Origin of the sequence: Novosphingobium aureum (assembly GCF_015865035.1) — a bacterium.
GTDB lineage: Bacteria > Pseudomonadota > Alphaproteobacteria > Sphingomonadales > Sphingomonadaceae > Novosphingobium > Novosphingobium aureum.
The window spans coordinates 23,308-35,585 of record NZ_JADZGI010000010.1 but is presented as its reverse complement, the minus strand read 5'-3'; the positions used below and the strand labels follow the sequence as shown (position 1 = coordinate 35,585).

At 61.3% G+C, this 12,278-nt stretch carries 11 protein-coding genes and 1 pseudogene; 10 read left to right on the top strand and 2 right to left on the bottom strand.

Annotated elements, in window-relative coordinates; genetic code table 11:
* The coding region (locus I5E68_RS19705) for an IS3 family transposase (protein WP_197167397.1) at positions 1-942 on the top strand (942 nt) is incomplete at its 5' end.
* A gap of 148 nt (positions 943-1,090) precedes the next feature.
* Here the strand turns inward: I5E68_RS19705 and I5E68_RS19700 are convergent.
* On the bottom strand, positions 1,091-1,705 hold the full coding sequence (locus I5E68_RS19700; protein WP_197167395.1) for a TetR/AcrR family transcriptional regulator: 615 nt from the start codon (positions 1,703-1,705) through the stop codon (positions 1,091-1,093).
* 90 nt (positions 1,706-1,795) lie between these two features.
* Between I5E68_RS19700 and I5E68_RS19695 the strand changes: the two genes are divergently transcribed.
* The 3 genes from I5E68_RS19695 to I5E68_RS19685 all read left to right on the top strand — a co-directional run bounded on the left by I5E68_RS19695 (position 1,796) and on the right by I5E68_RS19685 (position 4,434).
* Positions 1,796-3,247, top strand: coding sequence for an efflux transporter outer membrane subunit (locus I5E68_RS19695; protein WP_197167393.1), 1,452 nt, complete (start codon positions 1,796-1,798; stop codon positions 3,245-3,247).
* Between the two features lie 22 nt (positions 3,248-3,269).
* Positions 3,270-3,716, top strand: coding sequence for a PaaI family thioesterase (locus tag I5E68_RS19690; RefSeq protein WP_197167391.1), 447 nt, complete (start codon positions 3,270-3,272; stop codon positions 3,714-3,716).
* 490 nt (positions 3,717-4,206) lie between these two features.
* Positions 4,207-4,434: a hypothetical protein gene (locus I5E68_RS19685; RefSeq protein WP_197167415.1), complete on the top strand. Its 228-nt coding sequence runs from the start codon at positions 4,207-4,209 to the stop codon at positions 4,432-4,434.
* Positions 4,435-4,562: 128 nt separating this feature from the next.
* Here the strand turns inward: I5E68_RS19685 and I5E68_RS19680 are convergent, their stop codons facing one another.
* Positions 4,563-5,237, bottom strand: a complete 675-nt coding sequence (locus tag I5E68_RS19680; RefSeq protein WP_228727396.1) for an SDR family NAD(P)-dependent oxidoreductase — start codon at positions 5,235-5,237, stop codon at positions 4,563-4,565.
* Between the two features lie 6 nt (positions 5,238-5,243).
* Between I5E68_RS19680 and I5E68_RS19675 the strand changes: the two are divergent.
* The 6 genes and pseudogenes from I5E68_RS19675 to I5E68_RS20450 form a co-directional block, all read left to right on the top strand.
* Positions 5,244-5,666: pseudogene (locus I5E68_RS19675) on the top strand (transposase); the annotation flags it as partial.
* Between the two features lie 512 nt (positions 5,667-6,178).
* Positions 6,179-6,463 carry a hypothetical protein gene (locus I5E68_RS19670; protein WP_197167379.1) on the top strand — a complete coding sequence of 95 codons (285 nt, stop codon included), beginning with the start codon at positions 6,179-6,181 and terminating at the stop codon, positions 6,461-6,463.
* A 271-nt stretch (positions 6,464-6,734) separates the two neighbouring features.
* The gene (locus I5E68_RS19665) at positions 6,735-7,355 is read left to right on the top strand and encodes a TetR/AcrR family transcriptional regulator (RefSeq protein WP_197167378.1); all 621 of its coding nucleotides are present in this window, start codon (positions 6,735-6,737) and stop codon (positions 7,353-7,355) included.
* Positions 7,356-7,543: 188 nt separating this feature from the next.
* Positions 7,544-8,515 carry an efflux RND transporter periplasmic adaptor subunit gene (locus tag I5E68_RS19660; protein ID WP_228727395.1) on the top strand — a complete coding sequence of 324 codons (972 nt, stop codon included), beginning with the start codon at positions 7,544-7,546 and terminating at the stop codon, positions 8,513-8,515.
* Positions 8,512-11,649 (top strand): efflux RND transporter permease subunit, encoded by a 3,138-nt coding sequence (locus tag I5E68_RS19655; RefSeq protein ID WP_197167376.1) that lies wholly within the window; start codon positions 8,512-8,514, stop codon positions 11,647-11,649. The genes I5E68_RS19660 and I5E68_RS19655 overlap by 4 nt, the downstream gene beginning before the upstream one ends.
* Before the next feature lie 56 nt (positions 11,650-11,705).
* A complete protein-coding gene (locus tag I5E68_RS20450; protein ID WP_369122932.1) occupies positions 11,706-12,257 on the top strand; it encodes a winged helix-turn-helix transcriptional regulator in 552 nt (183 codons plus the stop codon).
* The last annotated feature ends 21 nt before the right edge of the window (positions 12,258-12,278 follow it).

Sequence of the window (12,278 nt, the reverse complement as noted above, 5' to 3'; positions counted from 1 at the left end):
ATCGTCGAGCAGTCGCACCTGCCGGCCAAGCACACTCTGGACAAGCTGGGTATTCCTCGCCGGACGTTCTACCGCTGGTATGACCGCTTCCTTGAGGGCGGTCCTGAAGCCCTGGAGGATCGCCCCTGTGCGCCAGGCCGGGTGTGGAACCGCATCGGCGAGGATATCCGCGCGCAGATCGTCGAGATGGCGCTTGATGCGACCGAACTCTCCCCCCGCGAACTGGCCGTGCGCTTCACCGACGAGAGGCGCTACTTCGTGTCGGAAGCCACGGTTTACCGCCTGTTGAAGGCGCACGACCTGATCACCAGTCCGGCCTATACCGTGATCAAGGCTGCCGACCAGTTCCACACGAAGATCACCCGGCCGAACGAGATGTGGCAAACAGACTTCACCTACTTCAAGATCATCGGGTGGGGCTGGATGTACCTCTCGACCGTGCTCGACGACTATTCGCGCTACATCATCGCCTGGAAACTGTGCACCAACATGCGGGCCGAAGACGTCACCGACACGCTGGACCTGGCCCTCAAGGCATCGGGCTGCGATAGCGCCACCGTGCTGCACAAGCCCCGGCTGCTATCGGACAATGGCCCCAGCTACATCGCGGGCGAACTCGCCGAGTACATCGAGGCCCAGCAGATGAGCCACGTGCGCGGAGCACCGTTGCATCCGCAGACGCAAGGCAAGATCGAGCGCTGGCACCAGACCTTGAAGAACCGCATCCTGCTGGAGAATTACTTCCTGCCCGGCGACCTCGAGGTCCAGATCGAAGCGTTCGTGGAGCACTACAATCACCAGCGCTACCACGAGAGCCTGAGCAACGTGACCCCGGCAGACGCCTACTTCGGAAGGGCTCCCGCCATCATCAAGCGCCGCGAAACCATCAAGCGAAAAACCATCGAACATCGCCGCTTGCTTCACCGCAAGCTCGCCGCCTAACATCAAGCCCCAGACGAGGCCCGCCCTCCGCTAATCCACGACCCCATCTGTGCCAAATGTCTCGACGACGGACAGGCTGAATCTCCAGACTTGGAAGATCATTTGTTGCCTTGTGACCATTATGTCAATAGGTCACTGGTCGGTTTCGTTACGGCGCAAGACTGCGCAGGATAAGGTTTGTGACTTCTTGGGGCGCTTCCGGAAGAAGGTCGAGGTTGCGCTCCAGGTGAAGTGGATCGGTAAAAGGGATCATGGCGTACAGGATGGCGCGACAGGTTTCATCGAGCGGGGTCTTGCGCTCGAACTCGCCACTTTCGCGGCCCTGCTTGATAATTTCCGCCAGCATTTCCCTGATGGTTACCTTGTAGGCCTCGGAAGATCCCCAACGCTCGGCAGCCGAGTGGGCCGTGATGTCGTAGATCTTACGATCATGGAAAAAGAGATCGACGCTTCGGGTCGTTAGGCTCTTGAACATGCGCCGCAGTTGATCTGTCGCGCTATCGCCCGCCGCAATTGACGCGCGGGCCTCATCGACGATCTGCGTGAGGCGCGAACCGCAGATTTCCTCTCCGATCGCCTGCTTCGACTCGAAGAAGCGATAGATATAGGCCTTGGAAAAGCCGATCTCCTTGGCGAGGTCGGCCACTGTCGTCTTGGCGTAGCCGTAGCGGGCGAAACACTCATGTGCCGCGGCGATGATCTGATCTCGCACGGCATGTTCGGCGGGACCGCGGGCCGGTGCGTCTGTGGTGCCATTGCTCATTGTTCAAGCATAAGAAGACATGAACCGATTGACAACTAGTGACCAGAAGATATATCGGTCATAATCTGTCATTTGCGTTCCGAGGAAGCCATGCGTTCCGTAAGACCAATCCTAACCGCCCTTGGCGGCTCCCTCCTTCTCGCCGGATGCGCGGTTGGGCCTCGCTATGTGGCACCGGCATCAATGCAGCCCGCCGCCTTTCAGGGTGAACCCGCTGTCGAGGCACGCATATCCTCAGCAGAAACGGTAGATCTGGTCTCCTGGTGGCACGCCTTCAACGATCCGCTTCTCACAAGTCTTGTTGAACGGGGCCTCGCGCAAAATCTCGATCTGCAGCAGGCGAGCGCGCGTGTCGTTCAGGCACGCGCGGCGCTCAAGGGCTCGAATGCGGCGCTGATGCCCTCGGGTCAGGTTAGCGGCCAGGCTGGCGAGGTCTATCAGTCTCTCGAGACGCCGATCGGAAGGATCGGCAGCGCTTTCCCAAAGTTCGAGCGGTCGACGGAAACCTATGAGCTCAATCTAGGCGCCAGTTGGGAGATAGACCTGTTCGGAGGCCGCGACGCGGCCCGCGACGCCGCACGGGCCGACTGGCAGGCTTCGCAAGCCGGCGCCGTCGCCGCGCGTCTCTCTGTCGCGGCGCAGGTTGCCGACACCTACGTAGCGATCCGCATGCTGCAGGCGCGGCTCGATGTCGCGCACGCGCAGCTCGATACCCAGCAGCGCCTAGTTGACCTTGTTGCGCTCCAGTATCGCAATGGCGTGTCTGCCGAATTGCAGTTGCGGCAGGCCGAGGGCGCATTGGCCCAGGTCCGCGCCTCGGTCCCCGCGTTGCAGAACGAACTTGACGTGGCGATGAACGCGCTCGACGTGCTAATCGGCGTCCAGCCCGGTACTACCCGCACCGAATTGGCGGACCTTGCCCCGATACCACATGCCCCCTCGGTATCGGCGGCGGGCGGGCCGACTGAGCTTCTGCGTCGCCGGCCCGATATTATTGCGGCCGAGCGGACGTTGGCGGCCGCCAATGCCCGCATCGGGGGGGCGGTTTCGGAATATTATCCCAAATTCTCACTAAGCGGGTTGCTCGGGACTGCTTCCACCGCCACAGGCGGCCTCTTCACAGGCAACGCAACGCAGGCCAATGGCATCTTTGGACTGCGTTGGCGGCTTTTTGACTTTGGCCGGGTAGACGCCGAGATCAAGGCCGCCAAGGGTCGCAATGCCGAAGCGCTGGCAGCTTACCGTTTGACGGTGCTGCGCGCTTCGCAGGACGTCGAGGACGCCTTCTCGACACTGGTGCAGCAGGAAGCGCGCGCCGCGGCGCTGGTGCAAGGCGAGGGGTCACTGTCACGCGCTCGCGAATCCTCAATGGCTGCTTACAAGGGCGGGATGGCGAGTCTGATCGAGGTCCTCGATGCCGATCGCCGCCTGCTTGAAACCCGCGATGGTGCGATCCAGGCGCAAGCCGCCGCAGTGCGGGGCGCGATTGCGTCGTTCCGTGCGCTTGGAGGAGGCTGGAATCCACCTGCCACATCTGGCTAAACCGCCATTGGAGACACTCACTATGTCTGAAAAAGTCACCGCGCAATGCGGCCTCGACCAGGTTCGCGCCATGTTGGTCGCAGGACTCCAACCGCCGCTGAACGAAAAACTCGGCATCGCGCTCATCGAAGCGGAACATGGCTATGCGCTTTTCGAGGCGATACCCGACAGCACCGCCTACAATCCCATGGGTAGCGTCCATGGCGGCTTTATCGCAGCCGCACTCGACAGCGCTTGCGGTATTGCCGTCCATACAGCCCTTGAAGCCGGCTATGCCTACACCACGCTAGAACTCAAAGTATCCTATCTGCGGCCACTCACCGACCGGAGCGGCACGGTGCGCAGCCGTGGCCGCCTTGTTTCGATCGGAAGGCGCGCTGCGTTTGCCGAGGCGTCGCTACATGATGGTGACGGGAAACTATGCGCGACCGCAACCTCGACGTTGCTGGTTTTTGAAACACGGAGATAAGGCGATGTACTTGGTGGGATTCACGCCGAAAACCGCGTCGTACCGGATAAGCATGATATTTTTCGGTTGCCGAGCCAAGCTCGAAATGGCCCGTTCTCCGTCGCAACAGTGTTTAAAGAGGCTACATATGAATGATCTAGAGAAAAGCGCCTTGATCGTTGGCGCCGGTGCGAGCGCAGGTCTTGGGGCAGCCTATCTGTGCACGGCACGGTGCGCTGCTTCGAGCGCGACCGTGAGATGATGCTGGCGGGCATTGAAAGAGGCCTGCTTGAAATGGCGATTATGATCGAGGAGCGGTCCTATTAGACGATCAAAAGTCGGCCGCTCTGGAGCGTGCGCGGTTTCGTGGTGATGCTCGAAACCCATCGGCTCGCGTCCCAAGAGCGCATCCATTGGCAAGACTTTGTGGGCGAGCGCTTCCTGCTGATCGAACGCGATCCCGGGCCCGAGACGCGCAACCTGAAGCCCAGGCTACACGCCCGAGATCGATATGGATGACATCGCGCGCCACACGGTCATCAGCTCCCTCGCGCTCGGCGGGCTGGAGTTGGCGGCCGACACAGTGTCCGGCTATATCCAGGCATTACTTGACGGGGCAGTCTTGTCGCACACGCACTATGCGCTTGATCGAAATTCTCGCAAAGCTGCGTTGGTTCGGTTTTTGGAGCCGGAGCAATGCAGTTTCATGCCGGACGAGAGCATGTTACAGTCGCTTTGACGCTTGGCACTATAAGCTTTCGAGAAAGTGGTTACCTGGACTGCTGCCTGATGGCCAAATAACGAGTGGCGGATATTCACTCCAGTGCTAGCGACAGCCCACTTCTGCCAAGACGCTGAGCGGCAGCGCTAACAGGGCCGTTCTGGCACGTTTAGCATCCTTCGTTGCATTGGCGCGAGAAGATCGACGAAACCGAGTCTCTCAATGAAGCGAGCCTGCGCTTCACCCATCGTCTCGGCGATGACATCAGCGCCCTTGGCTTGCCCGTCGATGAAGACGTGATCAACCCGCCCCCTGTCGTCTCCTGTATGCGCATCGGCGAAGTGATCGGTGCCGACGGGGAAGGCGCCCGGCACGAGGAATAGGCTGTCGATCCCGAACGGTCGGATTTCCAAAGCCATCGCTCGCGCCAGCGCGTCGCCCGCCGCCTTGCTCGCCTCGTAGACCCCGATGAAGGGCTCGGGAATGTAGCTCGTGGTGCTTCCCACGTAGACGATCGTTCCGTGCCCCTGCTCGCGCATCATCGGCAGGACCGCGCGATTTACGCGCAACCAGGACACGGCGTTGGTGTCGAGAATCGTCAAGAACTGGTCGGGCGTGAACGTCTCCGCCATGCCGTTCATCAGCATGCCGGCGTTGTTCACCACAACGTCGAGATGGAGGTTGGCTGCATGGATCGCTTCCACGGCCGCCGCGCAGCTATCTTCGGAAAGGACATCCATCTCGATCGGATGCACCCGCTCTTCGCCCTCGGCCTGGAGTGGTCGGGCCGCTTCGGCATTACGTCCTTCGACGCCTCGCATGCCTGCGTAGTCGACTGGTTCAGCCGCAAGGTCCTCAGCCACCGGATTTCGATCACGCTGGAAGCCGATTTCTGCGTGGAAGCGCTCGAGGAAGCCTTGGCGCGCTATGGCAAGCCGGAGATTTTCAATACGGATCAGGGCAGCCAATTCACCAGCCAGGCCTTCACCGGCGTGCTGCGGCGCGAGGGCATTGCCATAAGCATGGACGGGCGCGGCGCCTGGCGCGACAATGTGGTGGTCGAGCGGCTGTGGCGCTCGGTGAAGTACGAGGAAGTCTACCTGCACGCCTACGCCTCGGTCAGCGAATCGCGCAGTTCGATCGGCCGATATCTGGGCTTCTACAACGCCCGGAGACCTCACTCGAGCCTCGGTGGGCGTACGCCTGATCAAACCTACTTTGACAATCTGCCACAGGCCGTGGCAGCGTGAATTGACTGCGGCTGCGGGGCGTCACTCCGGCCGGGCTACGCCCGACCTACATGACGCCCCGCAGCCGCCAGCTTGAACAACCCAACCGCAGACGGTCCACTTATCAAACGTCAAAGGCTGTTCAGACAAACCGAGCCACTTCTGTCGGTCAGAACCAACAACCTGCTCCTCGACGGACCAGCCTGCACGTCTGTGTCAGGCTGTGCTGCTGCCGCTGCTGCACCCCAAACCAGACAGCCTAGGGCCATCATCAGATGCCTCTTCACCTTTCCCCTCCTATAGATGTTATCGCTATCAACGTAAGATAGAGAAGTCGCCTACGTCAAAATTCTGGGATTTGAAACGTGGCGGATCAGTCTAGAAGCGCATGCATCTCGAGAAAGGCGGTGCCGCGCTATGTCGGCTATCGCCCTCGGCAATCTCGTAAGCGGACGTTTCGCTTTCCACCCTTCTTCACCGCTGTGCCGAGAGACGGGAAGAGGCTGCGCTCAAACGCGACAAACGCACTATCAATGGCGAAATTCGTCTGCTGGCCCGTCTCGGAACTGCCATCATTGATGCAAGGGACAGCGGCGCAGATCCTCATCAGCGCCATTGAAGAGATTATCGGTTGGGACGACCTCGGAGCCGAGATCGAGGAAGCCAGGCAACTTTTACGTCCCGATCCGCTCGATCCCGTCAAACTCGCGGGATCGAACCCGCCGATCCTGCGGCAGATCGATCCGGCCTTGCCTTCCAGCAGGCTCTCAAAAGTCTGCGCCTGTCAATCGAAAGAGCCGAATTTCGTTGGTGATTAACCCGTGGCGCTCCATCCTCCGCCAAGAGCACGAAACGATGCGATCGCGAATGGTCCGCCGGCCCGCTCGTAAAAGCGGCCGGCTGCATTGACACCGGGGCTACATAGCGTGGCCCAACTGCGCAGCCGGCAACAAGGACGGAGCCGCCGATGGCGGAAAGAATCGAGTTCAGGGGACGCATCGCTTCCTCAGGACGCAAATAGTAGGATATGACCGATATATATAATGGTCACTCTTTGTCAATCGCGTCATGTGTCATTATGCTTGAGCGATGAGCAGCAATACCAACACCAATGACGCCCCGGTCCGAGGGCCCGCCGAACATGCCGTGCGCGACCAGATCATCGCGGCGGCACACGAATGCTTTGCTCGCTATGGCTATGCCAAGACGACCGTAGCCGACCTCGCCAAGGAGATCGGATTCTCAAAGGCCTATATCTATCGTTTCTTCGAGTCGAAGCAGGCGATCGGGGAAGCGATCTGCGGTTCGCGACTAGAGCAGATCCTATCAGAGGCACGCGCTGCGATTGATCAAGGCAGCGGCGCGACAGATCGTCTTCGTCGCATGTTCAAAAGCCTGACGACCCGAAGCGTCGACCTCTTTTTCCATGATCGCAAGATTTATGACATCACGGCCCATTCTGCCGCTGAGCAATGGGGTTCATCCCTTGCATATAAGCAGACGCTAAACGACATGCTGGCCGAAATCATCAAGAGCGGCCGGGAAAATGGCGAGTTCGAGCGCAAGACGCCGCTCGACGAGACTTGCCGGGCAATCTTCTATGCGATGATGCCCTTCGTCGACCCGCTTCATCTCGAGCGCAATCTTGACCTGCTTCCCGAAGCTCCAGCTGAAGTGATGAGCCTTATTCTGCGCAGCCTAGCTCCGTGATATGATGACCAGTGACCTATTGACATAAACGTCACAGGGAAACAATGCTCCTCCAAAGTTTGGAGGAATCAGCCTTGTCGAGTCGTTTTCTAGGAGCAGGCCTTAGCGTCCTGGCTCTCCCGCTTTCCCTCGCAGCATGCAGCAAGGCGGATGGCGACCCGCGTACGGAGCCGCCCTTGGTAAGGGTGATGACGTCCGCGTCACAGGGCGGAACCAATCGCGAATTCACCGGCATCGTCGCAGCCCGTGTGCAGAGCGATCTGGGTTTTCGGGTCGGCGGGAAAGTGATCGAACGCCTCGTAAATGCCGGAAAGCTCGTACGGCGCGGCCAGCCGCTTATGCGGATCGATCAGACCGATCTTGCGCTTGCAACGCGGGCATCGCAAGAAGCGGTGCGGGCCGCGCGTGCACGCTCGGTGCAGACCGCAGCTGACGAGAAGCGTCTGCGCGACCTCGTCGGCGCAGGAGCGGTCTCGGCTTCCACTTACGATCAGGCAAAGGCCGCCGCGGATTCGGCCCGTGCTCAGCTCGCGGCGGCGGAAGCGCAGGCCCGGGTTTCGCGCAACGAAGCGAATTACAGCCTGCTTGTGGCCGATGCCGACGGGACGGTCGTCGAGACGCTCGCGGAACCCGGACAAGTGGTGGCGGCAGGCCAGGTTGTCGTCCGGCTGGCCCGGTCCGGCCCACGCGAGGCGCTCGTGCAATTGCCCGAGACGATCCGGCCGGCGGTCGGATCGCCGGCCCGCGCACGCACGTATGGCGGCGCGACCGGGACGGCGCGCCTGCGCCAGCTTTCCGATGCTGCCGATCCCGCCACGCGCACGTTCGAAGCCCGCTACGTCCTCGAAGGTGCACCGGCCGATGCTCCGCTCGGGTCGACGGTGACCGTTTCCTTGGCGCAGCCCGGAGAGGCATCATCGACCGTGGTGCCGCTCGGCGCGATCCTGGACGAGGGGAAGGGCCCCGGTGTCTGGGTGATCCGCTCCGGCTCGCCCGCCAAGATCGCTTGGCGGCCGGTTAAGATCGCGGCTGTCGGCGAGGAGACCGCGACGATCGCCTCGGGCCTCAAGGCAGGCGAGCGCTTCGTCGCCATGGGAGCCCATATGCTGCACGCGGGTCAGGCCGTGCGCATTGCGCCCGTGCCGGGAGCCACGCAGTGAGCGAGCATGCGCCCGAAAAGCGGGGTTTCAACCTCTCCGCGCTCGCCGTGCGCGAGAAATCCGTCACTCTTTTCTTCCTGATTGCCATCGTCGGTGCGGGTATCTTCTCTTTCCTCAGCCTTGGCCGCGCGGAAGATCCCAGCTTTACCATCAAGGTCATGACCGTGGTCACCGCTTGGCCTGGCGCAACCGCACAGGAAATGCAGGACCAGGTCGCCGAGCCACTCGAGAAGCGGTTGCAGGAGCTGCGCTATTACGATCGCAGTGAAACCTTCACGCGGCCCGGCCTTGCCTTCACCACGCTGACGCTGATCGACAAGACGCCCCCCAAAGACGTGCCGGAGCAATTCTACCAGGCACGCAAGAAACTGGGCGATGAAGCCGCAAGACTGCCTCAAGGCGTCGTCGGGCCTTTCATCAACGACGAATATGGCGACGTCACCTTCGCTCTTTACGCGCTGAAGGCAAAGGGCGAACCGCAGCGGCTGCTCGTGCGCGAAGCGGAGAGCCTGCGCCAGCGATTGCTCCACGTTCCCGGCGTCAACAAGATCAACATCGTTGGCGAGCGTCCCCAACGCATCTATGTCGAGTTCGCCCAAGAGCGTTTGGCGACCCTGGGTGTATCCCCTCGCGATATCTTCACGGCGCTTGCGAGCCAGAATCTGATCACCCCTGCCGGCGCGATCGAAACGAAGGGTCAACAAACCGTGGTGCGCCTGGATGGCGCCTTCGACGACATGACCAAGATCCGTGATGTGCCGATTGTCGCCAACGGCCGGACACTGCGCCTGTCTGATATCGCCAAAGTGACGCGCGGCTATGAGGATCCGGCGACATTCCTGGTTCGCAGCGAGGGCGAACCCGCCATTCTGCTTGGTGTCATCATGCGAGAGGGCTGGAACGGTCTCGATCTTGGCAAATCGCTCAAGGCAGAGATCGCGAAAATCTCGTCCGAGCTGCCGGTGGGGATGAGCCTGACGCCGGTGACCGATCAGGCCGTGAACATCAGCGAAGCCGTCGACCAGTTCATGCATACATTCCTGGAGGCGCTTGCGATCGTGATGATCGTCAGCCTCGTCAGCCTCGGCTGGCGGGTAGGCATCGTCGTCGCGGCCGCCGTGCCGCTGACGCTTGCGGTGGTGCTGGTCATCATGTGGGCGACTGGCCGGGTCCTCGACCGCATCACGCTGGGCGCGCTCATCCTCGCGCTTGGCCTTCTGGTCGATGACGCCATCATCGCCATCGAGATGATGGTCGTGAAGATGGAGGAAGGTTACGACCGCATCAAGGCCTCGGCCTATGCCTGGAGCCACACGGCTGCACCGATGCTGGCGGGCACGCTGCTGACGGTCATCGGTCTGATGCCGGTCGGCTTTGCCCAGTCCACGGCTGGCGAGTATGCCGGCAACATTTTCTGGGTCGTCGGCTTTGCCCTCATCGCCTCCTGGTTCGTGGCGGTGATCTTCACCCCTTATATGGGCGTGAAGCTGCTGCCCAATATCAAGCCGGTTGAAGGCGGGCATTCCGCGATCTATGAGACGCCGCGCTATCAGAAGGTGCGCCGGGTCATAGGTTGGGCGGTGTGCCGTAAGAAGCTGGTCGCACTGGCGACCCTTGGCGCATTCCTTGTTGCCGGCGCGGGTATGCCGCTGGTGAAGAAGCAGTTCTTTCCCACTTCCGACCGGCCCGAAGTGTTGGTCGAGGTGCAGATGCCAAAGGGCACTGCGATCGCCCAGACGGCGAAATCCGCCCAGGAGGTTGAGGCCTGGCTGCGCAAGCAGCCGGAAGCCAAGGTCGTCACAACCTATGTCGGACAAGGCGCTCCTCGCTTCTTCATGTCCCTTTCGCCTGAGTTGCCCGATCCGTCGTTCGCGAAGATCATCGTGCGCACGCCGGATGAGGAATCGCGTGATGCGCTCAAGGTCCGCTTGCGCCGGGCTGCGTCAGATGGGCTCGCGCCTGCCGCACGCGTGCGCGCGACGCAGCTCGTGTTTGGTCCTTATTCGCCGTTCCCTGTCGCCTTCCGTGTCAACGGACCCGATCTCGCAACGGTCCGCTCCATCGCGGCCAAGGTCCAGAACGTACTTCAAGCCGATCCCATGATGCGCACCGTCAACAGTGACTGGAGTGAGCGGGCGCCCGCGCTGCACTTCGTGCTCGACCAGGATCGCCTGCGCGCGATTGGCCTCTCCTCCAGCGACGTAGCGCAACAGCTTCAGTTCCTCTTGACCGGCGTCACCGTGAGTCAGGCTCGCGAAGACATCCGTACCGTCGATGTCGTAGTGCGCTCTGAGGGGCCCGATCGGCTCGATCCGGCGCGTATCGGCGACTACACCCTCACCGGCGCGGACGGGCAGCGCATCCCGGTCAGCCAGATTGGCCGGATGGAAGTCCGTATGGAGGACCCGATCCTCCAGCGCCGCAACCGGGTACCGACCATCACGGTGCGCGGCGATATCGCCGATGGGCTTCAGCCGCCCGACGTATCGGCGGCGATGATGAAGAAGCTGCAGCCGATCATCGACGATCTGCCGGTCGGCTATCATATCGACATGGCGGGCTCGATCGAGGAGGCTGGCAAGGCCAATGCCGCGCTTGCGCCGATTTTCCCTATCATGATCGTGCTGATGATGATCGTGATCATCCTTCAGGTGCGCAGCCTGTCTGCAATGTGGATCGTCCTGCTGACAGCGCCGCTCGGCCTGGTTGGGGTGGTGCCGATCCTGTTGCTGACGGGCCAGCCCTTCGGGTTCAACGCAATCCTGGGGCTTATCGCGCTCGCGGGCATCCTGATGCGCAACACGCTGATCCTCATGGGCCAGATCCACGACAACGAGCATGCCGGACTGTCTCCTTTTGATGCGGTGGTCGAGGCGACGGTCCAGCGTTCGCGTCCCGTCATCCTGACAGCGCTGGCTGCCGTGCTGGCGTTCGTGCCGCTCATCAGTTCGGTGTTCTGGGGATCCATGGCGGTGACGCTGATTGGCGGCACCTTGGGCGGAACCGTCCTTACCCTGTTGTTCCTGCCCGCGCTCTACGCACTCTGGTATCGCATCGCGCCGCCATCAGGCGATGACCGGTCGGCGACGCAGGCCACCGCGCACGGCCCGGCGCCACGGGAACGCCTGGCATGAGCAGCGCCATCTTCAGGACGAGATCCGATCTATCGAGTGATGTTCCATGGCAATAAGTGAAAGGTTGCGCAGCACTTGGTCGAGCCTCCGGCGATGTCGTCGGTACAAGAGGGGCTTGGTTTGCGGGCGTCCGAGACGTGAAGTCGAAGGCAGGCAGAGAAGATCCACCTTCGATTGCAGAGGACATTCTTTCCGCCAAATGGAACCTGAGCATCATGCGTGTTCTTGGCGACGGGCCAGCGCGCTTCTCCGGGATCAGAGCGGCCATCCCCGCTGTCTCAGCCAATATCCTGGCGCGCCGGCTGCGCGAGCTCGAAGAAGCCGGAATCATAAGCCGGCGGGCGCTGCCACCCCCTGCCGACTGCAGGGTCTATGAACTGACCTCCCTTGGTGAAGCGGCGCGCCGGTCATCGGGGCAATCGATCTATGGGAATCGCTATTTTTCCAGCTGGGGCCGCTTGGAGCAAATTCGCAAAACAATCTGCCGGAAGATGGTGGGATTATCATCGGAAGCAATCCGACAACCCTCCGCTCGGACTCTGACGATGGACACTAGCATCAGCGAACGCCTAAAGGGTCTGCTCTGGCCAAGCCCTTTCATAGTCTGAATGTCCGCTCTCATGCCTTCT

What these genes read in the sequence shown, in the direction of transcription:
- I5E68_RS19700 (WP_197167395.1), bottom strand. Translation starts at nt 1,705, where the DNA reads ATGAGCAATGGCACCACAGACGCACCGGCCCGCGGTCCCGCCGAACAT.
- I5E68_RS19695 (WP_197167393.1), top strand. Translation starts at nt 1,796, where the DNA reads ATGCGTTCCGTAAGACCAATCCTAACCGCCCTTGGCGGCTCCCTCCTT.
- I5E68_RS19690 (WP_197167391.1), top strand. Translation starts at nt 3,270, where the DNA reads ATGTCTGAAAAAGTCACCGCGCAATGCGGCCTCGACCAGGTTCGCGCC.
- I5E68_RS19685 (WP_197167415.1), top strand. Translation starts at nt 4,207, where the DNA reads ATGGATGACATCGCGCGCCACACGGTCATCAGCTCCCTCGCGCTCGGC.
- I5E68_RS19680 (WP_228727396.1), bottom strand. Translation starts at nt 5,237, where the DNA reads ATGCGAGGCGTCGAAGGACGTAATGCCGAAGCGGCCCGACCACTCCAG.
- I5E68_RS19670 (WP_197167379.1), top strand. Translation starts at nt 6,179, where the DNA reads ATGGCGAAATTCGTCTGCTGGCCCGTCTCGGAACTGCCATCATTGATG.
- I5E68_RS19665 (WP_197167378.1), top strand. Translation starts at nt 6,735, where the DNA reads ATGAGCAGCAATACCAACACCAATGACGCCCCGGTCCGAGGGCCCGCC.
- I5E68_RS19660 (WP_228727395.1), top strand. Translation starts at nt 7,544, where the DNA reads ATGACGTCCGCGTCACAGGGCGGAACCAATCGCGAATTCACCGGCATC.